The organism is Streptomyces iakyrus (assembly GCF_000717055.1).
Classification (GTDB): domain Bacteria; phylum Actinomycetota; class Actinomycetes; order Streptomycetales; family Streptomycetaceae; genus Streptomyces; species Streptomyces iakyrus.
The window spans coordinates 1-23,080 of the sequence record NZ_JNXI01000025.1 but is presented as its reverse complement, the minus strand read 5'-3'; the positions used below and the strand labels follow the sequence as shown (position 1 = coordinate 23,080).

General features: G+C 72.0%; 25 protein-coding genes and 3 pseudogenes. 16 read left to right on the top strand and 12 right to left on the bottom strand.

Annotated elements, in window-relative coordinates; genetic code table 11:
• Nucleotides 1-57: 57 nt before the first annotated feature.
• Nucleotides 58-780 carry an AfsK-binding protein KbpA gene (gene kbpA / locus OO68_RS32840; RefSeq protein WP_209442645.1) on the bottom strand — a complete coding sequence of 241 codons (723 nt, stop codon included), beginning with the start codon at nucleotides 778-780 and terminating at the stop codon, nucleotides 58-60.
• 121 nt (nucleotides 781-901) lie between these two features.
• Between kbpA and OO68_RS32835 the strand changes: the two genes are divergently transcribed.
• Nucleotides 902-1,549 carry a TetR family transcriptional regulator gene (locus OO68_RS32835; RefSeq protein ID WP_167345935.1) on the top strand — a complete coding sequence of 216 codons (648 nt, stop codon included), beginning with the start codon at nucleotides 902-904 and terminating at the stop codon, nucleotides 1,547-1,549.
• Nucleotides 1,550-1,600: 51 nt separating this feature from the next.
• Here the strand turns inward: OO68_RS32835 and OO68_RS32830 are convergent, their stop codons facing one another.
• Together OO68_RS32830 and OO68_RS32825 are read right to left on the bottom strand one after the other, a co-directional pair.
• Nucleotides 1,601-2,104 carry a nitroreductase/quinone reductase family protein gene (locus tag OO68_RS32830; protein WP_033312855.1) on the bottom strand — a complete coding sequence of 168 codons (504 nt, stop codon included), beginning with the start codon at nucleotides 2,102-2,104 and terminating at the stop codon, nucleotides 1,601-1,603.
• On the bottom strand, nucleotides 2,101-3,294 hold the full coding sequence (locus tag OO68_RS32825) for an acyl-CoA dehydrogenase family protein (RefSeq protein WP_033312854.1): 1,194 nt from the start codon (nucleotides 3,292-3,294) through the stop codon (nucleotides 2,101-2,103). The genes OO68_RS32830 and OO68_RS32825 overlap by 4 nt, the downstream gene beginning before the upstream one ends.
• 104 nt (nucleotides 3,295-3,398) lie before the next feature.
• Between OO68_RS32825 and OO68_RS32820 the strand changes: the two genes are divergently transcribed.
• The 3 genes and pseudogenes from OO68_RS32820 (at nucleotide 3,399) to OO68_RS47870 (ending at nucleotide 5,583) form a co-directional block, all read left to right on the top strand.
• The gene (locus tag OO68_RS32820) at nucleotides 3,399-4,568 is read left to right on the top strand and encodes a thiolase C-terminal domain-containing protein (RefSeq protein ID WP_033312853.1); all 1,170 of its coding nucleotides are present in this window, start codon (nucleotides 3,399-3,401) and stop codon (nucleotides 4,566-4,568) included.
• Nucleotides 4,569-4,697: pseudogene (locus OO68_RS47875) on the top strand (pyridoxamine 5'-phosphate oxidase family protein); the annotation flags it as partial. It abuts the gene before it with no gap.
• Nucleotides 4,698-5,181: 484 nt separating this feature from the next.
• The gene (locus OO68_RS47870; protein WP_403549532.1) at nucleotides 5,182-5,583 is read left to right on the top strand and encodes a restriction endonuclease; all 402 of its coding nucleotides are present in this window, start codon (nucleotides 5,182-5,184) and stop codon (nucleotides 5,581-5,583) included.
• Nucleotides 5,584-5,721: 138 nt separating this feature from the next.
• Here OO68_RS47870 and OO68_RS32810 read toward each other — a convergent pair whose 3' ends face one another.
• On the bottom strand, nucleotides 5,722-6,261 hold the full coding sequence (locus OO68_RS32810) for a PH domain-containing protein (RefSeq protein WP_051814890.1): 540 nt from the start codon (nucleotides 6,259-6,261) through the stop codon (nucleotides 5,722-5,724).
• A gap of 182 nt (nucleotides 6,262-6,443) precedes the next feature.
• On the opposite strand from OO68_RS32810, the gene OO68_RS32805 reads away from it, so the two are divergent.
• The 6 genes from OO68_RS32805 to OO68_RS32780 all read left to right on the top strand — a co-directional run bounded on the left by OO68_RS32805 (nucleotide 6,444) and on the right by OO68_RS32780 (nucleotide 10,799).
• Nucleotides 6,444-7,184, top strand: coding sequence for a DUF6879 family protein (locus OO68_RS32805; RefSeq protein WP_033312852.1), 741 nt, complete (start codon nucleotides 6,444-6,446; stop codon nucleotides 7,182-7,184).
• Nucleotides 7,181-8,029: a helix-turn-helix domain-containing protein gene (locus OO68_RS32800; protein WP_033312851.1), complete on the top strand. Its 849-nt coding sequence runs from the start codon at nucleotides 7,181-7,183 to the stop codon at nucleotides 8,027-8,029. The genes OO68_RS32805 and OO68_RS32800 overlap by 4 nt, the downstream gene beginning before the upstream one ends.
• Before the next feature lie 88 nt (nucleotides 8,030-8,117).
• Nucleotides 8,118-8,615 (top strand): hypothetical protein, encoded by a 498-nt coding sequence (locus OO68_RS44560; protein ID WP_051814889.1) that lies wholly within the window; start codon nucleotides 8,118-8,120, stop codon nucleotides 8,613-8,615.
• Nucleotides 8,612-9,028 carry a hypothetical protein gene (locus OO68_RS32790; RefSeq protein WP_033312850.1) on the top strand — a complete coding sequence of 139 codons (417 nt, stop codon included), beginning with the start codon at nucleotides 8,612-8,614 and terminating at the stop codon, nucleotides 9,026-9,028. The genes OO68_RS44560 and OO68_RS32790 overlap by 4 nt, the downstream gene beginning before the upstream one ends.
• 89 nt (nucleotides 9,029-9,117) lie before the next feature.
• Nucleotides 9,118-9,657 carry a class IV adenylate cyclase gene (locus tag OO68_RS32785; protein ID WP_033312849.1) on the top strand — a complete coding sequence of 180 codons (540 nt, stop codon included), beginning with the start codon at nucleotides 9,118-9,120 and terminating at the stop codon, nucleotides 9,655-9,657.
• 62 nt (nucleotides 9,658-9,719) lie between these two features.
• A complete protein-coding gene (locus tag OO68_RS32780) occupies nucleotides 9,720-10,799 on the top strand; it encodes a radical SAM protein (protein WP_033312848.1) in 1,080 nt (359 codons plus the stop codon).
• 292 nt (nucleotides 10,800-11,091) lie between these two features.
• On the opposite strand, the gene OO68_RS32775 is transcribed toward OO68_RS32780, so the two are convergent.
• A complete protein-coding gene (locus OO68_RS32775) occupies nucleotides 11,092-11,502 on the bottom strand; it encodes a hypothetical protein (protein WP_033312847.1) in 411 nt (136 codons plus the stop codon).
• 240 nt (nucleotides 11,503-11,742) lie between these two features.
• On the opposite strand from OO68_RS32775, the gene OO68_RS32770 reads away from it, so the two are divergent.
• Both OO68_RS32770 and OO68_RS32765 read left to right on the top strand, forming a co-directional pair.
• Nucleotides 11,743-12,417, top strand: a complete 675-nt coding sequence (locus OO68_RS32770; protein WP_033312846.1) for a pyridoxine/pyridoxamine 5'-phosphate oxidase — start codon at nucleotides 11,743-11,745, stop codon at nucleotides 12,415-12,417.
• A 113-nt stretch (nucleotides 12,418-12,530) separates the two neighbouring features.
• The gene (locus OO68_RS32765) at nucleotides 12,531-13,157 is read left to right on the top strand and encodes an NADPH-dependent F420 reductase (RefSeq protein WP_033312845.1); all 627 of its coding nucleotides are present in this window, start codon (nucleotides 12,531-12,533) and stop codon (nucleotides 13,155-13,157) included.
• A gap of 89 nt (nucleotides 13,158-13,246) precedes the next feature.
• On the opposite strand, the pseudogene OO68_RS47865 reads toward OO68_RS32765, so the two are convergent.
• The 6 genes and pseudogenes from OO68_RS47865 to OO68_RS32735 all read right to left on the bottom strand — a co-directional run.
• Nucleotides 13,247-13,552 (bottom strand): annotated as a pseudogene (locus tag OO68_RS47865) (DUF5958 family protein); the annotation flags it as partial.
• 7 nt (nucleotides 13,553-13,559) lie between these two features.
• Nucleotides 13,560-14,486, bottom strand: a complete 927-nt coding sequence (locus OO68_RS32755; RefSeq protein ID WP_033312843.1) for a GNAT family N-acetyltransferase — start codon at nucleotides 14,484-14,486, stop codon at nucleotides 13,560-13,562.
• Nucleotides 14,487-14,546: 60 nt separating this feature from the next.
• The gene (locus OO68_RS32750; RefSeq protein WP_033312842.1) at nucleotides 14,547-14,759 is read right to left on the bottom strand and encodes a DUF4287 domain-containing protein; all 213 of its coding nucleotides are present in this window, start codon (nucleotides 14,757-14,759) and stop codon (nucleotides 14,547-14,549) included.
• A 105-nt stretch (nucleotides 14,760-14,864) separates the two neighbouring features.
• Nucleotides 14,865-15,500, bottom strand: coding sequence for a GNAT family N-acetyltransferase (locus tag OO68_RS32745; protein WP_033312841.1), 636 nt, complete (start codon nucleotides 15,498-15,500; stop codon nucleotides 14,865-14,867).
• A 110-nt stretch (nucleotides 15,501-15,610) separates the two neighbouring features.
• On the bottom strand, nucleotides 15,611-16,027 hold the full coding sequence (locus OO68_RS32740) for a Zn-ribbon domain-containing OB-fold protein (protein ID WP_033312840.1): 417 nt from the start codon (nucleotides 16,025-16,027) through the stop codon (nucleotides 15,611-15,613).
• Nucleotides 16,027-16,476, bottom strand: a complete 450-nt coding sequence (locus tag OO68_RS32735; RefSeq protein ID WP_033312839.1) for a hypothetical protein — start codon at nucleotides 16,474-16,476, stop codon at nucleotides 16,027-16,029. The genes OO68_RS32740 and OO68_RS32735 overlap by 1 nt, the downstream gene beginning before the upstream one ends.
• A gap of 233 nt (nucleotides 16,477-16,709) precedes the next feature.
• Here OO68_RS32735 and OO68_RS32730 point away from each other — a divergent pair, with 233 nt between their 5' ends.
• The 4 genes from OO68_RS32730 (at nucleotide 16,710) to OO68_RS32715 (ending at nucleotide 21,712) form a co-directional block, all read left to right on the top strand.
• Nucleotides 16,710-17,915, top strand: coding sequence for a flavin-containing monooxygenase (locus OO68_RS32730; RefSeq protein ID WP_033312838.1), 1,206 nt, complete (start codon nucleotides 16,710-16,712; stop codon nucleotides 17,913-17,915).
• Between the two features lie 126 nt (nucleotides 17,916-18,041).
• Nucleotides 18,042-20,267 (top strand): acetate--CoA ligase family protein, encoded by a 2,226-nt coding sequence (locus OO68_RS32725; RefSeq protein WP_033312837.1) that lies wholly within the window; start codon nucleotides 18,042-18,044, stop codon nucleotides 20,265-20,267.
• The gene (locus tag OO68_RS32720) at nucleotides 20,267-21,052 is read left to right on the top strand and encodes an enoyl-CoA hydratase/isomerase family protein (protein ID WP_033312914.1); all 786 of its coding nucleotides are present in this window, start codon (nucleotides 20,267-20,269) and stop codon (nucleotides 21,050-21,052) included. The genes OO68_RS32725 and OO68_RS32720 overlap by 1 nt, the downstream gene beginning before the upstream one ends.
• A 42-nt stretch (nucleotides 21,053-21,094) precedes the next feature.
• A complete protein-coding gene (locus tag OO68_RS32715) occupies nucleotides 21,095-21,712 on the top strand; it encodes a flavin reductase family protein (protein ID WP_245237254.1) in 618 nt (205 codons plus the stop codon).
• 5 nt (nucleotides 21,713-21,717) lie between these two features.
• Here OO68_RS32715 and OO68_RS32710 read toward each other — a convergent pair.
• Nucleotides 21,718-22,815 (bottom strand): annotated as a pseudogene (locus OO68_RS32710) (methyltransferase); the annotation flags it as partial.
• Between the last annotated feature and the right edge of the window lie 265 nt (nucleotides 22,816-23,080).

The window sequence follows — 23,080 nt, the reverse complement described above, 5'->3', positions numbered from 1 at the left end:
TGACAATTGGGATGTCTCGCAGGATAAGTGATCAAAAGATGACCAAACAATGCCTGCTCAGCGGCGCAGCAGCGCGAAGGACGCCCCCTGATCATCCGTGACGACGGCGACCTCGCCGTACGAGGTCTCGAACGGCGGCGCCTGGACCCGGCCGCCGAGCCGCCGCACGTCCTCCAGCGCCGCCGGTACGTCCTCGACGGCGAAGTGCACGAGGAAGTGCGGCGGCATCTGCGCCGGGAAGACGTCGGAGACGGGGGCGCGGCCGAAATCGGGCTCGGCGTCCGGTCCGAACAGGGCCTCCCGGAAGAGATCGCCGTAGAAGGCGTTGGCGGCCTCGGTGTCGCGGGCGTACAGCTCGGCCCAGGCGAAGGTGCCCGGCTCGTGCCGCCTGCCGAAGCCGGGGTGCTCCTCCGGCTGCCACAGGGCGAAGACGGCGCCCTCGGGGTCGGTCACGAGCGCGGTGACGCCCAGTTCTCCCGCGGGTACCGGCGCCGAGACGATCTGCCCGCCCGCGTCCCGGATGCGCCGGGCCAGGGCGGGCGCGTCCGGGGTCGCGAAGTACACCGTCCAGACGGTGGGCAGCCGGCCGTCCACCTTGCGGACGAGCGCGGCCACGGGTTCACCGTCCTTCAGCGCCTGTGCGAAGGAGCCGAACCAGTCCTCGAAGGTCCACCCGAAAAGTTCACCGTAGAACCGCTTGCCCGCCTCGACGTCGGGAAGCTGCGCGTCCACCCAGCAGGGGACGCCCTCTCCGTACACCGATGCCCTGTTTTCGGCCATGCCGCCAACGTAACCGCGACCGCCGCAACCCGCAGACCAGGCACACAACCGTCGCACTCCCCCGCACCCCATTTGCAGTCGGCCGAATCGCGCCCCGATCGCGCCTCGGTAAGCTGACGGCATGACAGGACAAGTGCGTACCGTCGACGGCCGCGTGGCCGGCAGGCGTGGGCAGGCGACCCGGCAGAAGCTGCTCGACTGCCTGAGCGAGATGCTCAGCTCCTCCCCGTACCGGGACGTCAAAGTCATCGATGTCGCCCGGAAGGCGGGCACTTCGCCCGCGACCTTCTACCAGTACTTCCCGGATGTCGAGGGCGCCGTCCTGGAGATCGCCGAGCAAATGGCGACCGAGGGCGCCGCGTTGACGGAGCTCCTGGAGGGCCGCTCCTGGGCCGGCAAGGCCGGCTGGCAGACGGCGCAGGAACTCGTCGACGGCTTCCTGGAGTTCTGGCGCAAGAACGACGCGATCCTCCGGGTCGTCGACCTCGGTGCCGCCGAGGGCGACAAGCGCTTCTACAAACTCCGGATGAAGATCCTCAACTCGGTGAACAACTCCCTCGCGGACGCCGTCGCCGAGCTCCAGGCCAAGGGCAGGGTCGACAAGGACGTGAACCCGGCGGCCGTCGCCGGTTCACTGGTCGCGATGCTCGCGGCGGTCGCCTCCCACCAGAAGGGCTTCTCCTCCTGGGGCGTGAAGCAGGCCGAACTGAAACCGAACCTCGCCCTGTTGGTGCACCTGGGCGTCACCGGCCGGAAGCCGACGAAATAGCGCGGCGCGACGGCCTCTTACGCATCCAAGTCCTGTCTGGCGGGCGGTGGTTCACGCAGGTGGACCGCCGCCCGTCGCGTGTTCGTGCCTCGGCACGAGCCGGAACACCCGGATCTCCCGCTCCACCCGCGCCTGGTACGCCGCGTACGGCGGCCAGAACGCCAGCAGCGCCCGCCACGCCGCCGCCCGCTCCTCCCCCGCCAGCAGCCGGGCCGTGACCGGGACGTCCCGGCCCTTCCAGCTGATCTCCGCGTCGGGGTGCGCGAGCAGGTTGTGGCTCCAGGCGGGGTGCCCGGGCCGCCCGAAGTTGGACCCGACGAGGATCCAGCAGCGCCCGCCGTCCTGAGGCATGCAGGCCAGGGGCGTACGACGGGGCAGTCCGCTCCTCGCCCCGGTGGAGGTCAGCACCACACCGGGGAGCAGTTGCGCGCTGAGCAGCACCTTTCCCCGGGTGAGCCGGTGGACGGCCCGGTCGAGGGCGGGCACCACGTGCGGTGCCATCCGCGCGAAGCCCCTGGTCGACGACACCTTCTGCACCACACGCGCGCCCCTCATGTGCCGGCCTCCTCGAAGACGTGTGCCGCGTCGGCCGCCTGCGCCCGCAGCCGGTGCACCGGCCCGAACAGCAGCTCGTCGCCCGCGGCACGCTTGAAGTACAGGTGAGCCTCGTGCTCCCAGGTGAATCCGATGCCCCCGTGCAGCTGGACGCCCTCGGCGGCGGCGCGGCGCAGCGCTTCGAGCGCCTGGGCGAGGGCGAGAGGGCCGGCCGTCTCCGCCCCGGGGGCCGGGGCCGCGGCGGCCCAGGCCGCGTAGTACGCCGCCGACCGGGCCGCCTGGACCTGGACGTAGGCGTCGGCCAGCCGGTGCTTGACCGCCTGGAAGGAGCCGACCGGCCTGCCGAACTGCTCACGCCGCCCCACGTACTCGACGGTCCGCTCCAGCACCCGTGCGGCCGCCCCCACGGCCTCGGCGGCGAGGCAGGCGGCGGCGGTGTCGCCGAGCCGGGCCAGGGCGGCGAGGGCGTCGGCGGCTTCGTCTCCCAGCAACTCGGCTGGTGTGTCGCGCAGTTGGATCCGGCCCTGCGGGCGGGTGGCGTCCAGGGCGGTCTGCCGTACGCGGGTGAGGCCGGGGGCGTCCCCGCGCACGAGGAAGAGCAGCACGCGCGACCGGGCGAAACCCCCGGTGTGCGCGGCGAGCAGGAGCAGCTCGGCACAGTGCCCGTCGAGCACCTGGTCGACCTGCCCGTACACCTGCCAGCCGCCCTCCGCCCGCCGGGCCTGTACGCCCCCGGCCCGCCCCCCGCCGGCCCACTGTCCGCGCCGGTCGTGGCCGGTGAGCGCGAGGGCGGTGGCCAGGGCGGGCCCCGGTACGGCGAGGGCGGCGGTGAGGTCGCCGGAGGCGATGCGCGGCAGGAGCCCGGCGCGCTGGGCGCCGGTGCCGAGGGCGAGCAGCAGCGGGGCGGCGAGGACGGCCGTGGCCAGCAGGGGGGTGGGGGCGAGGGCCCGGCCCGTCTCCTCGCAGGCCAGGGCCAGTTCGGTGACCGAGCCGCCGACTCCGCCGCAGGTCTCGGGGAGGGCCAGTCCGGGCAGCCCGAGGTGTCCGGCGAGGGCGGTCCACAGGACCCGGTCGTGTCCGGCCGGGGTGTCGACGGCGGCCCGCAGCTCTTGTGGACCGCACCGCTTGCCGAGCAGGTCGCGCAGGGTGCGGCGGATCTCGTCCTGTTCGTCGGTGAAGCGGGCGTCCATGGGGCACCTCTCTCCGCATCTGACGGTGCGTCATATTAGGGCGACAGAACAGGGAAGCCCAGAGCCCTGCCGCGCCCACCCAGATCTGATGTACCGTCAGACACATGGTGGCCCGGAGGAAAGTGGCCGTCGTCGGCGCGGCCCTCTCGGACTGCGGCCGCGTGGACGACGCGACGCCGTACGCCCTGCACGCCCAGGCGGCCCGCCGCGCCCTGGCCGACGCGGGCCTGGACCGCACGCTTATCGACGGCTTCGCCTCGGCGGGCCTCGGCACCCTGGCGCCCGTCGAGGTCGCGGCGTACCTGGGCCTGCGCCCCACCTGGGTCGACTCCACCTCCGTGGGCGGCTCCACCTGGGAGGTCATGGCGGCCCACGCGGCGGACGCGATCGCGGCCGGGCACGCCCGCGCGGTGCTGCTCGTCTACGGCTCGACGGCCCGCGCCGACGTCCGCGCGGGCCGCCGCACCGGAACCCTGTCCTTCGGCACGCGGGGCCCCCTGCAGTTCGAAGTCCCCTACGGCCACACCCTGATCGCCAAGTACGCCATGGCGGCCCGCCGCCACATGATCGAGTACGGCACGACGATCGAGCAGCTGGCGGAGGTGGCGGTGCAGGCCCGGGCCAACGCGGCCCTCAACCCGGAGGCGATGTTCCGCACCCCGGTCACGGTCGACGAGGTCCTGGCCGGCCCCATGATCGCCGACCCCTTCACCAAGCTGCACTGCTGTGTGCGGTCCGACGGCGGGGCGGCGGTACTGCTGGTGGCAGAGGAGTACGTACGGGACTGCCGTACGTCACCGGTGTGGGTGCTCGGGGCCGGGGAGTGCGTCTCGCACGCGGCGCTGTCCGAGTGGCCGGACTTCACGGTGTCGCCTGCGGCGGTGAGCGGGCGGCTGGCGTTCGGCCGGGCGGGGGTGCGGCCGTCGGAGATCGACGTGGCCGAGATCTACGACGCGTTCACCTACATGACCCTGGTGACACTGGAGGACCTCGGCTTCTGCGCGAAGGGCGAGGGCGGGGCGTTCGTGGAGAAGGGGCGGCTGCGGGTCGAGGGCGGTGAGCTGCCGGTGAACACCGACGGAGGCGGGCTGTCGGCGCAGCACCCCGGGATGCGGGGGCTGTTCCTGCTGGTGGAGGCGGTACGGCAACTGCGCGGGGAGTGCGGGGAGCGCCAGGTGCGGAGAGGCGACGGCACGCTGCCGCGCCTGGCCGTGGCGTCGGGGACGGGGGGCTGGTTCTGCTCGTCGGGGACGGTGGTGCTGGGGGCGGGGTGAGGGGCGGGCCGCACGCCCCTGGCGGTGCCGATCTGGTACCGGTACGAGCCCGGCGGCGACATCTGGATCCTGACAGGTCCGAATTCCCGCAAGAACAAGCTGATCAGTGCGGCGGGCCGGTTCTCGCTGACCAGCTGGAACCCACGAGCCGCGTTTCCAGTAGCCGTACGAGCGATTCGGTGATGACGCGGTTCCGGCCCGGGACGGGGGCAGCACCTTCACCGGCGACTCGCCGCGCTTGATCAGCGCGGGCAGGTGAGTCTTGGAGCTGGCCGACTCCGCTACCCATGTGAGTGGATCCAGAGGGAGGTCTCTACTGCCGTAGTCGGTGCCCACCTCGCTATCAGGCCGATAGCATCCCCACCTTGCACAATCCCTGGGGGGAACCATGGGCGCGCCCACACAGCACTTCACACGACCGTCCCAGCCGACCGGGGCCGCCAACTGCCTATTCGCGGCAGCCGCCATCGTCCTCCTCCCAGCAGCCCTGCTCATTTGGGCAGACGGGAACGGCATCGGCGCCCTCTTCCTCGTCCTACCCCTCGTCGGCGGCGGTGTCGCACTCGGCAAACGCCGAGCCCGGCAAGCAGCCGAGCTTCAGCACGTTCGGACGTTGCAGTCCACCGAGGTGGCTCGCTATCACGCGATGAACCCGCGCGACTTCGAGCACGCCATCGCCTTCCTCTGCGAGCGAGACGGCTGCTCGGGCGTCCAAGTGGTGGGAGGCGCTGGGGATCTGGGCGCCGATGTCGTCGCCACGGCCCCGGACGGCCAGCGGATCGTCATCCAGTGCAAGCGGTACGGTCCCACCACCAAGGTCGGCTCGCCAGATCTCCAGCGGTTCGGAGGGACCTGCTACAGCGTCCACGGCGCCCAGATCGCCGCAGTCGTCACCACCTCGGTCTTCACCCGGCCAGCGGCCGAGTATGCAGGGCACCACGGCATCCGGCTCTTCGATGAGAGTGCCCTCGCCGCGTGGGCGACCCGCACCGGACCAGCTCCGTGGATGCCGTAAAGGGCAGTCATCAAGCCTGTCGCAGTGGCTTGTGTTCCGCCCGACGCCGTCTGACGGCTCGGTACCACGGACACACCATGAAACCCCGGCTGGGCTGGGTCCTCCCGGCCGGGGGGCTCGTCGTACTCGTCGTACCGCCTACAGACTGTCGAGGATCTTCGTCCGGCGGTCCCGGTACTCCTCGTCCGTGATCGCACCAGCCGCACGCAGCTGGTCCAGGGTCGCCAGCCGCGAGGCGATGTCCCCGGCCGGCGAAGCGGCAGAAGCGGGCTGAGCCGGGGAGCTCGGTGCGCCGCCCGAGATCCGCTGCCGAAGCTGATCCGCGAGCGTCTTCCCCTGGTCCTTGGGCACCTGCTTGATCTCAGCCTTGTTGCCCGAGGCGAACACCGTAAGCGTCCCCATCAGCATGCCGCCCGACCACTGCACCGAGCTGATGCGGTTGTAGGGGAAGTCCTCGACCTTCTGGGACATCACTCCATGGAAGTAGAAGATCAGCCGATGGTTCGTCATCGCCAGCAGGCCGTTGCCCTTGCCGTACACCCCCGTGGCGAGCATCTCTACGGTCTCGCCCTCCCACAGCACCTCCGGCAGCCGCTGGATCTCACGCTTCGCACCTACAGTGCTGGACAGCTTCTCGGCCGCCGCGTCGATGTCCGGACGCACGTTGAACGTCGCCATGACGTCCCCCCTCCTGAAACTAGTGGACGGATCGTACCGAGCACACTGAGCCCGGAGGAGACGGATGGTTGCGAGCAATCCGTAGCCGACACCCACGGCCAGCAATCTGCCGCAATCCGGGAGCGCCGCCACACAACGACCCCGCATCCTGGGGATCCAACCCACCAGGGCTCGGAGGCGACATGGCACTCAGGTTCCTCGGCACCACCAGCGATGACGGTGACTGCCCCACCCTGTACGAGATCGACGGCACGGACGAGATCCTCGTGCAGGGTGACCGAGAAACCGACCCCCAGCACCTCGTACAGCTACGGGACGTCAAGCCGTCCGAGACGTTCGTCCGCGTCCCCCGCAGCCTCCTGACCCGATACGCGCCCCGCAGCGCTGCGCCCGAGCTCCAGCCGTTCGCCTCGATCTCTCACCTGTTCCGCGAGTTCCGGCACACCGCGTTCCGGCTGGAGACCCGTCGGGGCTACGCCTCCGACCGCCAGGCTCCGCTCTGGCCGAAGTGGCTCGCGGGCGAGGACGTCGCCGCCGAGCCGGCCAACGCGTGGCGGCAGAACGTCCGCGCCCAGGTGGAGAACGGAAAGCGGTTCGAGCGGGTGCGCCTGGTCGACGAGCCCCTGACCCAGGGGCAGCAGTTCCTGCTGGCTCGCGCGCCCAGCAACGTCGACGCCGGGGAGGACATCCGCCACCTCCCGCGCAGCGAGGCCCAAGCCCTGCGGCTGCCGGACCATGACTTCTGGCTGTTCGACTCGAAGATCATGGCCCGGTTCGCGTTCGACGAGGACGACACCACCCTCGGGGTGTACGTCACTGAGGACCCCGCCGAGGTGCTCGCAGCCTGCCAGGCCCGGGACGCCGCCTGGCATCACGCGGTACCTACGGCCGAGTTTGCGAAGCGGGTAGCTTCGACTGTGTGACCACCGACTTTCAGACCGCGCGGGAGGCCCTCGGCGCGCGGCTGCGAGAGTTGCGCACCGAGGCCGGCCTGGACGGAAAGAACATCGCCAGCAGGCTGGGCTGGCAGACGTCGAAGGTCTCCCGCCTGCAGAACGGCAAGCAGACCCCGACTCGTGCCGATCTGACCGCTTGGGCGAACGCAGTCGGCCGCCCGGAAGCCGAGCCTGAGTTGCACGGCCTGCTCGCCGGCTTGGACATGAAGCAGCGGCAGCGCTCGTGGCGGCGGCAGCTCGCGGGCGGCCACCGCGGTCGGCAGGAGATCGCCGTCCGGCAGACCGAGCACACGACGCTGATCCGAGGGCTTGAGGTCTCCCGCATACCGGGCCTGTTCCAGACCCCCGAGTACGCGCGGGTCATCTTCGACAGCAACGCCGAGTTCCGCGGGATCCAGCCCACCACCGAGGCGGCCGTCGAGACGCGTATGCGCCGTCAGGAAGCGTTGTACAACCCAGCGAAGACGTTCCGCTTCCTCGTCTGCGAGGCCGCCCTGTACCACCGCTCGTGCCCGGTCGAGGTGATGGCCGAGCAACTCGACCGGCTGTACAACCTCGTCCGGCAGCGCCGCATCGAACTCGGCATCCTGCCCTTCGGCACCCAGCTGCGCCGCACCGCCCCTCACGCGTTCTGGATCTACGACCGGCGCCTCGTCATCGTCGAGACCATCAGCGAGGAACTGTGGCTCACCGGTGACGATGACGTCCAGCTGTACGAGCGGGCCTGGGACTGGCTCTCCGAGGCCGCCGAGTACGGGGCGCCGGCGCGGCGCCTGATCGGCCGCGCGAGGGCCTCTCTCGACCTCACTTGAGCAATCAGGAAACAAGCCTCCAAGCCGTGTGTGCAATCGCGCGCAATCGCTGCGCGGAGGTGCGATCGACCTCCGTAGCGTCCCGGTCATGGCCCTTCTGAAGTACACCGAGCGGTACCTGGCGGGGGACTCGTGGCTTGCCGGTTGCTCCGAGCACCCCGATCTCGTACGTGAGGCGTGGAGCCTTGAGGCGCTGGCGCCGATCCCGTCCGGAAGGGCGCGCACCAGGCGCAGGCGGGCGTGCCGGTCGCCCTCGAAGCTGGTAGCTGAGGCCCCGCTCATCGCGAGCATGCAGGCACACGACCGGATCCCTTCCGAGCGCCAGAGGCCGGTCGTCGCCGATCCGGCTTCGGACACGACCTGGTGGCTCGTGCCGCTCGATACCGTCGAGGATCTGGCCGACCTGCGGGCCGTGACCGTGCAGCCGGCTGGCTGGCCGCTGCACTGCCCGCCGACGGGCTGGCCTGCGTGCGGCCGCTTCTGGTTCACGCGCCCGGACGGAACGGGCGAACTCACTGACTGCGCCGTACTCGCCGCCGCCTTCGGCCCTGGCGGGTACCGACGCCCGGCGGAGGCATCGGCATGACCATCACCGAGGCGAAGACCGCCGTACGCGACCCTCCTGACCCGGAGGAGGCGTTCCAGCGGCTCGGCGCGCAGCTGCGCCGCACGGCGAAGACTCCACGCGACAAGGCGGCCGTGCAGGCGCTGGTCGAAGAGCGGACCATCCTGGAGCTCCCGGCTGTCCGGCGCGCCCTGATCGTCGACGCCAGACGCGGCGCGAAGGTGAGCTTCGAGGGGTTGTCGGGGCGTCAGTACGGCCTCGGCCTGGACGAGCAGCAGCTATCGTTCCTCGGCCTGGTCCTGTCGATGTTCGGCATCGGCATCACTACCCTCGCCGCCGTGCGGGATCTCGATGACCGCCGCTTGCCGATCATCCTTCGGGCGATCCTACTGCTGGCAGAGAACGAGACGATCGCCGTCGGTACCCGCCTGTAGCCCAGGCCCCGTGGGGGCCGTTGTCCGGCTCCGGCCCCTTACGCTGCACGGTCGTTGGACACCAGCAGCGACCAGCGATCGGAGACCTCATGGCAGGCATTGAGTACGAAGCGAAAGCCCTCGACGTCGACCCGGCGAAGATCGCGCAGCTCATCACCGAGGCCGGCGGCACCTGCACGACCGGCACGCGCCTCATGCGGCGATACGTGTACGACACCATCCCGGCCGTCCCCGGCCGCTGGGTGCGGCTCCGCGACACCGGAACCGACACCACCCTCTGCGTCAAGCAGATCACCACGGACGCCGTCGACGGGACCCACGAGACCGAGGTCACCGTCGACAGCTTCGAGGAAGCCGCCGCACTGCTGCGGCTCACCGGCCTGACGCCGCGCAGCTACCAGGAGAACCGGCGCACCTCGTACACCCTCGGCGCCGTCCGCCTGGAGGTCGACGAATGGCCCCGCATCCCGCCGTATTTGGAGATCGAGGCCGACGACGAAGCCCAGGTGTGGACGGCCGCCACCACGCTGGGCATCGGCCACGGCCGGCTCACTTCGATCAACACCACCAAGGTCTACAGCCTGTACGGAATCGACCTGGACTCCATGGCCGACCTGCGCTTCGAGTAGGCCGGCGCCTGCGACACCGGCCGGGGCACCGCGCCCCGACCGGCCCGGAGAAGGGGGGCACCATGCACGACCTGAACGACGTGCCGGTGGAAGTGAAACCCGACCGCACCGTACGCGTGAAGATCATCGACGCATGCGGCCTGGCCTGCTCGTTCTGCCACAACGAAGGAACACCGGTTGCCGCACCGGGTAGCACCGGACGCGTGTCCATCTACCTCCGCACCAACGGCGCGGACTTCCTGCCCGACCGGATCGCCGCGGACACGGACTTCGCCCTGGCCCTCGCCACCGTGCGCGGCAGCCTCCCGACGAACGAAGTCCACTTCACCGGCGGTGAGCCGACGCTGCACCCCGACTTGCCCGGCCTGATCACCATCGCCCGGCGCCTCGGCCTCACCGTCGGGCTCACTTCGAACGGAGAGAACGGCGCCGCGGTCCTGCCCGCCGCCGCGGCCGCTGGCCTCGACCGCATCAACCTGTCCGTATTCGGCACCACACCGGCGGAACTCACTGCCGTCCAAGCCCCACGTCTCGCCTCGCCGAAGCTCGCCGAGCGCAAGCTGGCCGCCCTCGACGCGACGATCGAGACCGCGACCGCCCACGGCATCAAGGTCTCGGCCAACATCGTGATCCCCGACCGTGGCCACGTCGACCGCGTACTCCGCACCATCGAGCAGCACGGCCGATCCGTCGTGGTCCGGATGCTCGTATCGCTGGAAGACGGAGGCGCCTCCCTGGCTGCCATGCAGGATGTCGTCGACCACCTGGGCGCCGTGCCGGTCCGCCGCATCATCACGGCCGGGGCATCGGACCAGCGGGTGCGTTACCGCCTGCCCGACGGACGCACGCTGTACGCGAAGAGCATCCGGCCCGTGCGCCTACCCGAGACGTGCACCGACTGCCGCTTCAACAACCCCGACGACTGCCAGGAGGGGTACTACGGGGTCCGGCTGTACCGCGCCGTGGACGGCCCGTTCATGGTCGGCGTGTGCATCCAGCGCATGGACCTGTGCGTGCCGCTCGGCGAGTTCGTGATGAGCCAGCGCTGCCGCGAGGTAACGGCCTTCCGCGACGACGAAGCGGCACGGCTGAGCCATCTGCACGCCACGCCGGCGACAACCGGCGACCCACAACCCGGTTGACTACCCGCCGGGCCCGTCCCACAGATGCCCGGCCGTCCTCTGCACCGCAGCCCTCGTGGCGAGAGGGCGGGCGTGTCACACATGTGAGGGGTGGGCACTGGCGTCCACCCCTCATGGCTTTGTTCACGAGAAGGGACAGCGCTTGTACATCGGTTTGGGAGGCGGTTGGCGCTAGCAGCCTGACCGGAATGCTCACGAGTTTCGACAGCACTTGGGCCTGCTGGCGCGGTCCCCGTTGATCAAGGACGCGAGGCCGGTGAGCCCCCAGCCGGACGGGTCGCGCCGGGCTGAGCTACGGGTGCCCCTGCCACCAACGGCCCGCCTCGACGCGGGCCACTTCGGCGTTGTACTGACGCGCATCGAAGTGGAGCTCCGGCGGCGGGTAGGGCGCTGTCATCCCCGTCTCCAACGGAACCTCCCAGTCCGACCACTGCACGATCTCCCCGAACCGCTGCACAACCACAGTCAGGAAGCCGCAGCAGCCGCCGGTGCAGTCCGGTTCCCCCAGCTCCAGGCGGCGCGCGTCGCTGGTCGCCCGGAGAGGGCTGGGAGTGCCGGCCGGCAGCGCATCAGCCGCGTACGGTCCGCGGCCGCCCTCGCCGACCACCGCCTTGACCACGTCCTCGCCGTTGACCCAGAGCCGCAACTGGGCAGCGAACCGGGGTCCCGGCGGCAACACCCTGATCTCCAAACGATCGAACATCAGACCACCCTACGGGGCGCGATGACGTCGGACGTGAGGCCGGCCGACGCTCACCTCGGCCCGGCTGGCAGGCGGGCTCAGGAGGTGACTCCCGTTCTCGTAAACATCGGCCCCAGGGCCCATCCGGATGCCTCCCGAGATGGTGAACAACCGCTGTCGAAAATCGTGAACAGAGCCATACCCGGGCAGGCGTGACACGCGCATACCCCCGGGGTCGCCGCAACCGGTGACAATCGATGCATGGCAACCGATCTTCACGAGCTGCTGAGGTCACTCCGGGTCTGGGACCCGGAGGTCACGGACCTGCCCGCCTTCGAGCCCGCCGCTGCCCCGGCCGCTCCCCTGCCCCTGTTCACCGAGTGGTTCGCGGCGGCGGTGGCGGCCGGCCAGACGGAACCGCACACCATGTCGCTGGCGACCTCGGACGAGTCGGGCCTGCCCGACGTACGGATCGTGATGCTGCACGGCGCGGACGCCGACGGCTGGTCCTTCGCGTCCCACGCCGGGAGCCGCAAGGGCCGGCACCTCGCCGGACGCCCGTACGCCGCGCTCGGCTTCTACTGGCCGGTGCTGGGCCGCCAGGTGCGGGTGCGCGGCCCCGTGACGGCGGCCCCCTCCGAGGACGCCCAGGGCGACCTGCACGCCCGCTCGACCGGGGCGCTGGCGGCGGCGCTGACCGGGCGGCAGAGCGAGGTCCTCCCCTCGCTGGACGACCTGACCCGGGCCTCGGAGTCGGCGTGGGAACGGGCGTCTCGGGAACCGGAGGCGCCGGTGCCGTCCTGGACGCTGTACCGGCTGCGGGCCGATGAGGTGGAGTTCTTCCAGGGCGACGCGCGACGGCGGCACGTCCGGCTCCGCTACCGGCGGGAGGGTGAGCGGGGCGAGGCGTGGTCGCGGGAGCTGCTGTGGCCGTGAGGCATCCGCCAACGGGCGGCGTTCGACGAGGACTTGAGGCCTAGGCCGTTGGTTCCGGCGGGTTGGTCCCGCGGTCCGATTCTCGGGACCGCGGTGCCGGTTAGCGTCGAACCATGCGTATAGGACTTCTCGGCACCGGTAACGTCGCCCGCGCCCTGGCCCACGGCTGGCGCGCGGCAGGACACGACGTCCTCCTCGGTTCGCGCAAGCCCGGAGAACGAACGGACCTGGGGCTGCCCGTGGCAGGCCTGGACGAGACGGCGGCCCATGCGGAGGTACTGGTCAACGCGACCCCGGGGACCGTCTCCCTGGACCTGCTCCGCTCCCTCGGGGCACCGGCACTGGCCGGCACGCTGCTGATCGACGTCGGGGTCGGTCTCTCCGACGACTACACAGAGCTGTCGCACCTCAACAGCAGCCTGGCCGAACAGATCCAGCGGGCCTTCCCGCAGACCCCTGTCGTCAAGACCCTGTGCACCATGGACTCGACGGCGATGACCGCGCCCGACGGCCTGGCCGGCCCGACCACCGTCTTCCTCTCCGGCGACGATCCCGAGGCCAAACGGACCACCGGCCGCCTGCTCACCGACCTCGGCTGGCCCGCCTCGTCCCAGCTGGACATCGGCGGCATCACCACGGCCCGCGGCCAGGAGCACTTCGCCCTGCTCTTCATGGGCATCGCGAACGGCCTGGGCTCCCACACGTTCAACATCCGGGTGGTGCCCCGGGCGGCTGCCTGAAGGGCACCTCCGCCGGCGTCTCCGCCCAGCCGATGCCAGTCGTGACCGCACCCGTCGGCGCAGTACTGCTCCCGGCGCCGCGCGTCCGCCAGGCCCAGGATGTGGACCAGCAGACGGAACGCCTTGATCCGCTCATGCCGCGGCCGCAAGGCGGCGACCTTTCCCAGCTGCTGGTCGATACGCCCGGCCAGGATCAGCACCGACGGGGTGTGGGTCGGCCGGAGGCCCGAGCCCCGGATCGCTTCCGCGGCGTCTTCAGCGGTGGCACGGGCCTGGACGCAGAACTCGCGGAGCAGCATCAGCGCCTCGCTCTGCTCGTCCTCGGCCAGGCCCTCGAACCATGCGAGCCCCAGGGGCTGCGGGCGCAGGCCCTGGGCCAGCTCGTTGAGCAGCACAGCGCGCTCATTCAGCGTCACGTCCCCCCTCCCCCTGCATGAAGTCGTACACCTCGAAGTCCGCCACCGGCCGGTACCCGATGCGCTGGTAGAGGCCGTTGCTGGTCGGGTTGGCCAGGTCCGTGAAGAGGAGGACCTCGTCCGCCCCGGCGGCCAGTGCGGCACGGCTGACCTCGGCCGTCGCCGCGCCCGCATAGCCACGCCCGCGGAAGTGGGGCGGGGTGTAGACCGTGGTGACGCGGACCTGGCCGGCGACCCGGGGGCTCGTGCCGGCCATGGCGACGGGAGTGCCGTCGGGGGTCTCCCAGAAGGTGATGCCGCCGCTGTCGATACGGGCGTCCGCCCACTCGGCGGAGTCGCGGACGGTACCCAGGCCGACGGCCTCACTGAACTCGTCGTGCCAGCGCCCAAGTCGCTCACGGTCGGACTCGACGGCGACCCGGGGGCGGCCGGGCGGCACGGGTCCGGGCACGGTCAGGGTGCCGAGCCGGTAGAGCCGCTGGTGCTGGCGGAGGGCCGCCGTCGCGCCCGTGTGCCGCTGCCAGGCCTCCGTGAAGGCGCCCGCGGTGCCGCACTCCGCGTTCACCCCGGGCAGGTTCCGGCCGAGGGCGGCCAGTCGCGCGGCGAGGGCGTCGGCTTCCCCGGGGGTGAGGGCCGTGACGTTCAGCCAGTGGGGCGGGGTTCGGAAGAAGGCCGCCCGGACCTCTCCGCCCCGTTCCAGCACGCCGAACTCCGGTGGTCCCTCCCCGTACACGCTCCGGCCGCGCGTCCGCAGGTTCTCCGTGACCGTCAACGGCACGGTGTGCAGCGCCGGCCGGGACCGGAGGAAGGCGCCCGCGCGGGTCAGGAAGTCGTCGAGGTCACGGCTGACGTACCAACGGCCCTTATCTGTAGGGGCGTTGCCTTCGGTGTCGGTGTCGGTGTCGGTGTCCATGGTTCATGGTGCCGTCCAGGGCCGCCCGGGCTCTCCCGAATTTTCGGCGGGCCGCTCGGCTCACGCGGATTCGCCCCCGGCGAGCGTGTGCGCCACCAGCGCGTTGGCGTGGCCGTGCCCCAGGCCGTGTTCGGTCTTGAGCCAGTTGACGAGCTCCATGTGCCGGGTCAGCGGCGAGGTGCGGATGAGCTCCTGCCACTCGGCGATCGGACGGCCGTACTTCTTCTCGATCGAGGGGAAGTAACTGGCGGGGCCCTTCACGGGTGCGGTCATGCCGGCCGGTCCCTTCTGCTCTGCGGTGGTGCCGCGGTGATGTTGCGGTCAACAGGTAGACCTGCGGTGCGGGACGGACTGATCGCCCATCGGCGGTGACGCACGTCACATGTTCGCGTCCCGTCCACCCGGTTCTCCCCACGGGTCCGCCGGCTCCGGATCCGTGGCCAGGCGGGCGTGCAGGTGGGCGTCCCGGAACGCGTCGTGCCGCTCCTCCTGGAAGATCGCGCCGCGCAGGGTCCCCTCGTACGGGAACCCGCATCTCTCGGCGATCCGGCACGACGCGTCGTGACCGACCGCGTGGTCCAGCTCCAGCCGGTGCATGCCGAGTTCCGTCAGGGCCCAGCGGGCGGCGAGCAGGAGCGCCCGGGTGGCGACACCCCGGCCGCGGGCCTCGGGGAGGACCCAGTAGCCGACCCGGGCGACCTTCAGGTGGTACTTGATCTCGTTGACGCCGATGTGGCCCAGCGGGGCGTCGTTGCGCGCGTCCGCGACCCGGAACGACACCGATGTCCCCTCCATGGCGGCCTGCGCCCGCGCGAGCAGCGACTCGCGCGCACTCGCCCGGTCCGTGACCGGCCGCAGCGGGGTGTTCCAGCGCCGGAACTCCGGATCCCGCAGCCCGCGCAGCCACGTGTCGACGTCGGCACCGGACCCCGCGTCCCAGGGGCGCAGGAGGAGGCCGTGGCCGCGGAGTTCCGGGTGGGGGCCGGTCATCGAGTGGTCGCGTATGGGGGCCATGGGTCCCATTCAATCCCCTGGGGCGCGATCCGGGATGCCCTGCCGGGAAGAACACGGTTGCCCCTGCGGGCCCGGACTCCTGGGCGCCTGGATCCCCGGACGCCGGCTCTTCAGTCCGTCGGCACCGGCCGGAACACCGGGATCCCCTCCCGGAACACCACCTCCAGCTCTGCTCCGCCCGACAGGTCCGGAGCGTGCCCGGCCCGGTGGACCGCCGCCCCCACGATCTGCGTCATCATCCGCGGGCCCTCGGCGAGTTCGACCACGGCGGCGACGTACGGCACGCGGTCCGCGAACGGCGGCAGGTCGTTGCGGTGGACGACGGACCAGGTGTAGAGCGTGGCGCGGCCGCTCGCCGTCTCCCAGGTCACGTCCTCGCTCCAGCAGTGGGGGCAGAACTCGCGCGGGTAGTGGTGGGCCCGGCCGCAGGCCCCGCAGCGGCGGATCAGCAGTCTGCCCCCGGCGGCCGCGTCCCAGTACGTCCGCGTGAAGGCGTCGGGCTCGGGCAGGTCGAAGCGGCCGGCCATCAGAAGAGCCCCAGTGCGCTGTCCAGCGACCAGGTCTGCCAGGACATCCCGAACAGCGCGACCACCGACATCAGCGCCATCATCGCGTTCTGCCCCTGTTCGGCGACGTCGTGGATCATGAGCGTGAAGTAGAGGGCGTTGAGGAGCAGCCCGCCGGCCAGGGCGACCGGGGTGAGGAAGCCGGTGATCAGGCCCAGGCCGAGCGCCAGTTCCGCGTAGACGACGACGTACGCCATCACGCGCGGGCGCGGCGCGACGACCGCCTCGAAACCGGAACGGACGGCGCTCCAGCGGTGCTCGGCGGCTATGCCGGCCGCCCAGGCGATGCCGGTGCCCCGCTCGAACCAGGCCTTGCGGTCCTTGTGCCGCCAGCTCTCCAGCCACCACAGCCCGAGCCCGATCCGCAGCACGGCCAGCCATTGCGCTCCGGTGAGCCAGATCGTGTCCATACAATCTGACGGTACGTCAGTTTTTGGGGACCGCAAGGCCCGCGGACGCGCTTCCTCCGGTGGATCATCACAGCCGCCCCACCCGCCCCCGCCAGGAACGATCACCACCCCGCCACAACCGGACCCGCTGCGCCACGAGCCCCACCCCGTCCCCCTACAGCCGTGATCAATCCGAAACCAATTCCGGTCTTGACCGAGACCCATCAACCGGTCCCGTGATTACGCTCCCGCTCATGGCCGACTCCACACCCCCCACACACGCCTCCGCGCAGCCCCCACCCGACCGCCCCGTCTACGTCATCGGCGGCGGCCCCGGAGGGCTCGCCGTCGCGTACGCGCTGCGCGCCCGGGGCATACGGGCCGTCGTCCTGGAGAAGTCCGACCGCGTCGGGGCGTCCTGGCGCCGCCACTACGACCGGCTGCACCTGCACACCACCCGACGCCTCTCGGCCCTGCCCGGGCTGCCGATGCCGCGCCGGTTCGGGCGGTGGGTGTCCCGGGACGACGTGGTGCGCTACCTGGAGAAGTACGCCGAGCACCACCGCCTGGAGATCGTCACCGGCGTCGAGGTGTCCCGCGTCGAGCGCACCCCCGACGGCACGGGCTGGCTGCTGCACGCCACCGGCGGCCGGGAGCTGACCGGCGCTGCGGTGGTCGTCGCCACCGGCTACAACCACACCCCGCGCGTGCCGGACTGGCCCGGCCGGTCCGCCTTCACCGGCGAGTTCCTGCACGCCCGCGACTACCGCAGCGGCACGCCCTACGCCGGCCGGGACGTCCTCGTCGTCGGGGTCGGCAACACCGGCGCCGAGATCGCCGTCGACCTGGTGGAGAGCGGCGCCTCGCGGGTCCGGCTCGCGGTGCGCACGGTCCCCCACATCGTGCGCCGTTCCACCGCCGGCTGGGCCGCCCAGTACAGCGGCGTCCTGGTCCGCCGGCTGCCGGTCGGCCTGGTCGACCGGATCTCCCGGGTGCAGGCCAGGGTGGCCCTGCCCGACCTGTCGGCGCACGGGCTGCCGCGTCCGGACACCGGGCTGTACACGCGGGTGAAGGAGGGGGCCGTCCCGGTGCAGGACGTCGGCCTGATCGACGCCGTGCGCAAGGGCAGGGTGGAGATCGTGGCGGCTGTGGACGGTTTCGAGGACGGCGGCAAGATCGCCCTGGCCGACGGCACCCGGATCTCCCCGGACGTGGTGATCGCCGCCACCGGCTACGTCCGTGCCCTGGAGGGCCTGGTCGGTCACCTCGGCGTGCTCGACGACCGCGGCAGGCCCGTCGTCCACGGCGCCCGCACCCCACCCGCCGCCCCCGGTCTGCACTTCACCGGCTTCACCAACCCGATCAGCGGCAACCTCCGTGAGATGGCACTGGACGCGGTGAAGATCGCCAAGGCCGTCGCGAGGTCCGGCCCGGGGAGCGTGTCCCGGCTGCCGGGCTGACAAACCACCCCGCCCGGTGAGGCGGCCGCACAACTTCGCTCGTCCGCCCAGTTCCTGACGTCGCATCAGTTCAGTAATCTGACAGTGCGTCAGTTAGCGGCTGTCTCACAGGAGCGGGCGGAAACGATGCTTGGATCGACCCACGGCACCCTCACCACCGACTCCCGCCGGGCCCGGGCCATCGCCTGTGGCGAGCGGTCCGGGCCCGTCGTGCACGGCAGGCCCGCCCAGGACGGCGACCTGGACGTCAGCGGCCGGCCGCTGCACGCCGGAGTACCCGACCTGGACCGCTTCTTCCACCCCCGGTCCGTCGCCGTGATCGGCGCCTCGGACGCCGAGGGCCGCCCCAGCACCGGCATCACGCGGCAGCTCCTCGACTGGGCGGAGCGGGTCGGTGCCCGGCTCCACCCGGTGCACCCCACTCGGCCGTCCGTCTTCGGCATCCCCTGCTCCCCGTCCGTCGCCGGCCTGCCCGAGCAGGTCGATCTTGCGGTGGTGCTGGTCGGCGACCCCCTCCCGGTGATCGAGGAACTGGCCGAGGCCAAGACGCGGTTCGCGGTGGTCTTCGCCTCCGGGTTCGCCGAGACCGGGCCGGAGGGCGAGGCCGCCCAGCTGCGACTGGCCGCCGCCGTCGAGCGGTCGGGGCTGCGGCTGCTGGGGCCCAACACCAATCTCAACGCCTTCGAGCGGTTCCGTGACGACCTTCAGGGGCCGGCGATCGCGCTGATCACCCAGTCCGGCCACCAGGGCCGCCCGGTCTTCGCCCTCCAGGAGCTGGGCATCCGCGTCTCCCACTGGGCCCCCACCGGCAACGAGGCCGACCTGGACAGCGCCGACTTCCTCTCCTGGTTCGCCGAGCAGCCCGAGGTCGGCGCCATCGCCTGCTACCTGGAAGGGCTGAAGGACGGACGTTCCTTCCTGCTCGCCGCCGACCGCGCCGCCCGGCGTGGAGTCCCGGTCGTGGCCGTCAAGGTGGGCCGTACCGAGACCGGCGCCCGCACGGCCGCCTCCCACACCGGCAGACTCACCGGCGCGGACGCCGTGGTGGACGCGGCGCTGCGCCAGTACGGCGTGATCCGGGTCGACGGGCTGGACGAACTCCAGGACACGGCCGCCCTGCTGGCCCGGGCCCGGCCGCCGCGCGCGGACGGGGTCGTCGTCTACTCGATCTCGGGCGGCACGGGCGCGCACGTCGCCGACCTGGCGACCGCCGCGGGCCTGAGCCTGCCGGTGCTGTCCGAGGCCAGGCAGGCCGAGCTGCACCAGTGGATACCCCAGTACCTGAGCGTCGCCAACCCGGTCGACAACGGCGGGCATCCGGTGGGGGACGAACGCGGCCGGAAGATCATCGACGCGATCCTCGGCGATCCCGAGGTCGGCGTGCTGATCTGCCCGGTCACCGGGCCGTTCCCCCCGCTCAGCGACCGGCTCGTCCGGGACCTGGTGGACGCGGCCGAGCAGACCGACAAGCTGGTCTGCGTGGTGTGGGGCTCGCCGGTCGGCACCGAGGCCGCCTACCGCGAGGTCCTGCTCGGCTCCTCCCGGGTGGCCACGTTCCGCACGGTCGGCAACTGCCTCACCGCCGTCCGCGCCTACCTCGCCCACCACCGCTTCACGTCCCGCTACCGCTCCCCCTTCGACGAGGCCCCGCGCACCCCGTCGCCGTCCTACCGCAAGGCGCAGGCCCTGATGCAGCCCGGCCGGCAGCTCAGCGAGCACGCGGCGAAGCAGCTGCTGCGGGCGTACGGCATCCGCGTCCCGCGCGAGCAGCTGGTGACCAGCGCGGCGGCGGCCGTCCGCGCGGCCGGGCTCGTGGGCTACCCGGTGGTGATGAAGGCCTCCGGGGCCCGGATCGCCCACAAGACCGAACTGGGCCTGGTGAAGGTCGGGCTGACCTCGGCCAGCCAGGTCCGCGACGCCTACCGGGAGCTGACCGACATCGCCCGCTACGAGGACGTCGCCCTGGACGGTGTCCTGGTCTGCCAGATGGTGGAGCAGGGCGTCGAGATGGTCGTCGGTGTCGCCCACGACGACCTGTTCGGGCCGACCGTGACCGTCGGACTCGGCGGCGTGCTCGTCGAGGTGCTGCGCGACACCGCCGTGGGGGTGCCGCCCTTCGGGGAGGATCAGGCCCGGGACATGATCGCCGGGCTGCGCGGGCGGGCCCTGCTCCACGGCGTCCGGGGGCGCCCGGCGGCGGACCTGGACGCACTGGTCGAGGTCGTCCTGCGCGTGCAGCGCATGGCCCTGGAACTGGGCGACCAGCTGGCCGAGCTGGACATCAACCCGCTGATGGTCCTGCCGCAGGGGCAGGGCGCGGTGGCGCTGGACGCGCTGGCGGTGTGCCGCTGATGCCGGCCGTTCTGCACGCGACAGCCGGCCAGGTCCTCCGCCTCACCCTCAACCGGCCCGAGGCGCTCAACGCCCTCACGCCGGACCAGCGGGACGAGATCGTCCGGCTGCTGTCCGAGGCGTCGGCGGACCCTGCGGTACGAGCCGTCGTGATCACGGGGTCGGGCCGTGGCTTCTGCGCCGGAGCGGACCTCCGGGGCACCGGGACGTCCCGAGAACGCCTCGCGGGCGATGTCGCCCGCACCCTCCGCACCGGCGCCCAACAGCTGATCAGCGCCGTGCTCGACTGCGAGAAGCCGGTGATCGCGGCGGTGAACGGCACGGCGGCCGGTCTCGGCGCGCAGCTGGCGTTCGCCTGCGATCTGGTCCTCGCGGCCGAATCCGCCCGCTTCATCGAGGTGTTCGTACGGCGCGGACTGGTCCCCGACGGCGGCGGCGCCTACCTCCTGCCCCGCCTCATCGGCCCGCAGCGCGCGAAGGAGCTGATGTTCTTCGGCGACGCGCTCACCGCACCGGACGCCGAACGCCTCGGGCTCGTCAACCGGGTCGTCCGCGACGAGGAGCTGGAGAAGACGGCACACGCCTGGGCCGAGCGCCTCGCCTCCGGCCCCACCCGGGCCCTCGCCCTGACCAAGCAGCTCGTCAACGCCTCCCTCGACAGCGACCGCGCCGCCGCCTTCGCCGCCGAGGCCGCCGCGCAGGAGATCAACATGACGACGGCGGACGCCCAGGAGGGCGTACGGAGCTTCGTGGAGCGGCGGAGCGCGGAGTTCGAGGGACGCTGACCCTTCCTATCTGACGGGCCGTCAGCTTCAATGACGGATGTGATGGGACAAGCAGGGATGGCGGAAGCCGCCGTCCGCTACCTCAGGTCGAACCGCACACCCGCCCCGGCGCCCGTCGAAGCGCTGCCTCGCCCCGATCTGCGCTGCGTCGCCGAGGACGAGCGCGCACCACTCGACCCGCGTGAGTTCCGACGCGTCCTCGGCACCTTCGCGACGGGCGTGGCGGTCGTCACCGCACCGCCCGACGCCGACGGCGGCTCCCCCGCCGGCTTCGCCTGCCAGTCCTTCACGTCCCTTTCCCTCGCCCCGCCCCTGGTGGCCTTCATGGTCGGCCGTACGTCGTCGACGTGGCCGCGGATCGCGCGGGCGGGGGTGTTCTGCGTGAACGTCCTGGGCGCAGGCCAGAGCGAGTTGTGCCGCGCCTTCGCGGTGAGCGGCGCGGACAAGTTCGCGGGCGTGGCCTACGACGCCGCGCCGGTGTCGGGCTCGCCCCGGCTGGCGGGCGCCGTGGCGTGGATCGACTGCGCGATCCACGCCGTCCACACCGGCGGCGACCACCTCATCGTGGTCGGCCGGGTGAACGCCCTCGGCACGGCGGACGATCCGTCCGAGCCGCTGCTCTTCCACCGGGGGCGCTTCACCCGGCCGGCGCACCCGTAGAGGGCTCACACCGCCGCCAGCCGCCACAGTGACGTGACCTCGGCGGCCCGTACGGCGTGCAGCGGATCGCCGGTGTCCCGCACCCGTGCGTGCCGCGGCCGGGTGTCCATCCGGCCGGCGCCCCGTAACCCGGCCTCCGCCACGGCGGCCATCAGCTCCTCCCGGCCGCGCAGCCCGAGCCGTTCGGCGAGGTCGGACAGGACGAGCCAGCCCTCACCGCCGGGTTCCAGCCGGCCCGCGAGCCCGCCCAGGAAGCCGCGCAGCATGCCGCCGCCCGCGTCGTAGACCCCGAGGTCGAGGTCGGAGGCGGGCCGGGCGGGAACCCAGGGCGGGTTGCAGACGACGAGGCCGGCCCTCCCCTCGGGGTAAAGCCCGGGACCGGTGACGCGGACCGTCTCCGCGAGCCCCAGCCGCCGCAGGTTCGCCCGGGCGCCCTCCCGCGCCCGGGCGCTGACGTCCGTGGCCACCACCTGCCCCACCCCGCGTCGGGTCAGCACGGCGGCGAGCACGCCGGTGCCGGGGCCCAGGTCGAACGCCGTCCGCACGGCACCGCCGCACGGCAGGGGCGCCCGGGCGACGAGATCGACGTACTCGCTCCTGGTCGGCGCGAACACCCCGTAGTGCGGGTGGATCCGCGCCCCCAGGGCCGGGACGTGCACGCCCTTCTCCCGCCACTCCCGGGCGCCGATCACGCCCAGCAGTTCCGTGAGGGCGACGGCGACCGGCCGCCCGGACGGCGCCCCGTATGCCTCGTCGCACGCCCGGCGGACATCCGGGGCGCGGCGCAGCGCCAGGGTGTGGTCGTCCTCCAGCAGGACGAGCAGCTTGCCGAGCACGCGGGCGCGGTGGGCACGGAAGCGGCGTCGCGCGTGAAACACCTCGGCCGGAGGGCCCGCCCCATCGGGCGCGCTCCGCCCGACACGGCGATCCAGGGCACGCAGCAGTTGACGGGCGTTGTGGAAATCTCCGCGCCACAGCAGCGCGGTGCCCTCACAGGCCAGCCGGTGGGCGACGGCGGCCCGCATCCCGTCGTCGGCGACGACGACCCGGCGGGGCAGCGGCAGCCCTGACTCAGAGTGCCAGCGGGCGGAACGGGGTTGTGAACTGCTGGCGGCTGACTGTGCGTAGGCGTGTTCAGGTGCGCATGAGTGAGTGTCCGGGCTGCGGAAGGTGCGGCCTCATGCGTGTGAACGAGAGTTCCTCTGTCGAATGTGTGACCTTTGCGCGTGGGGGTCGTTGAACGCGCTGAGGGATGGGTCGACCGGCGCAGGACGGGGGTGAGGGTTTGAGCGGCCTGCGGAAGATCGGAGCGCCGTTCGTGGTGCCCGGCCCTTCCGGGATCGCGGTCCGTGACCGGCTCAAGTACCT